The sequence below is a fragment of the Rhodococcus sp. 66b genome (assembly GCF_002076325.1).
In the GTDB taxonomy this organism is placed as follows: domain Bacteria; phylum Actinomycetota; class Actinomycetes; order Mycobacteriales; family Mycobacteriaceae; genus Rhodococcus_F; species Rhodococcus_F erythropolis.
On sequence record NZ_MUZB01000047.1, the window covers coordinates 1 to 1,764 of the forward strand.

1 protein-coding gene is annotated in these 1,764 nt (G+C 57.5%); it reads left to right on the plus strand.

All coding sequences use genetic code 11. From position 1 onward, the window contains the following. On the plus strand, window positions 1-1,764 hold a 1,764-nt coding region (locus B0E55_RS31230; protein ID WP_133053484.1), incomplete at both ends, for a non-ribosomal peptide synthetase.

Genomic DNA, 1,764 nt, shown 5'->3' on the forward strand with positions numbered 1-1,764 from the left:
GCTCGTAATCCGTTGTTCCAGGTGATGCTGTCGTTCCAGAACATGGAGCAGTCGGTGCTTCGACTTGGCGATCTGACGGTTGCGGGAATCGATACCGGCGCGGTGGCGGCGAAGTTCGATCTGCAGTTGACCATGGTCGAGCAGTTCGACGACTCCGGTGCCCCGGCCGGGATGGCGGCGACGTTCACGTACGCGACGGATCTGTTCGACGAGTCGACGGTGGCCTCGATGGCAACCCGATTCGAACGCATCCTGCGCACAGTTCTCGACGATTCATCGGCGCTGGTGGGAGAAGTCGATCTTCTTGATGGTGTTGAACGAATTGAGATCTACAACAGATCGCGCGCCAATCGTCGGGAACTGCCCGCGACGCGATTGGTGGATGTCGTCGGTACGGCTCAGCGCGCGATGGATGTTGCGCTGATTTACGGTGACGAAAGCTTGACCTATGGCGAATTCGATTCGCGCGTCAATCGATTGGCCCGACATCTGATTTCGCAAGGTGTTGGACCTGAGGTTCTGGTCGGCGTGCTCATGGAGCGGTCTATATCTTGGGTGATCGCAGCCCATGCGGTGATTCGTGCAGGTGGCGGATATGTACCCCTGGACCCATCGCATCCGACTGAACGCGTCTCTTATGTTTTGCGAACGGCGGCGCCGGCCGTTGTCTTGTACTCGCGTGACTTTACGGTTGATGGTCGACTCGACGCGAAGTTGCCGACTTCCTGGGTTGATGTTGACAGTCTTGACCTGCATACGTATTCGACTGATCCGATCACCGATTCAGAGCGACTGTCTGCTCTTCGGGGAGGTCACCCTGCGTACGTGATTTTCACTTCCGGTTCTACCGGGACGCCGAAAGGCGTCCTGGTATCGCATATCGCCGTAGTAAACCAGATGCTTTGGCGCCAGGATCGATACAATTTGGACCCGTCGGACGTGGTGCTGGTCAAGACTCCGTCCACATTTGACGTTTCACTTTGGGAGTTGTTCTGGCCGTGCCAAGTAGGCGCGCGCATGGTGATCGCCGAACCGGATGGCCATCGTGACCCTCAGTACATAGCGAAGTTGATCCGGGAGCATGCGGTCACGGTCGCGCACTTCGTGCCTGCAATGATGGCCCTATTCATTTCAGCCGAATGTGCCAGCAATATTCCTTCCTTGAGGCTGGTGTTTTCCGGTGGCGAGGCCTTGAAAGTTGGCACTGCCGCGGAAGTTTTCGGAGTGATGCCATCAGCATGCTTGGAGAATTTGTACGGTCCTGCCGAGGCTGCAATTGATGTGACCTTCCATGCAGTCACATCGGACGAGACCGTGTCGATCCCGATTGGTTCTGCTGTGTGGAATACAGGGCTGTTAGTCCTGGATTCCAGGCTGCACCCGGTTTCAAGGGGTGTTGTCGGCGAGCTTTATCTATCGGGCATTCAGTTGGCGCGCGGGTATATCGGGCGGGCCGCAATGTCGTCGGATCGGTTTGTTGCGAACCCGTTTGCCGATGGCAGTGGGGGCGGTCGGATGTATCGCACGGGCGATTTGGTGCGGTGGGATGCGTCGGGGGAGTTGGAGTACATCGGTCGTAGCGATTTCCAGGTGAAGTTGCGTGGTCAGCGGATCGAGTTGGGGGAGATCGAGTCGGCTTTGGTGGCTGATGCATCGGTATCCGCATCTGCAGTGACTGTTGTTTCGGCCAAGTCGGGTGACAGCTTGGTTGGGTATGTGGTGCCGGCGTCGGGTGCGGTGGTTGATGTTGTGGCGCTTACGGAT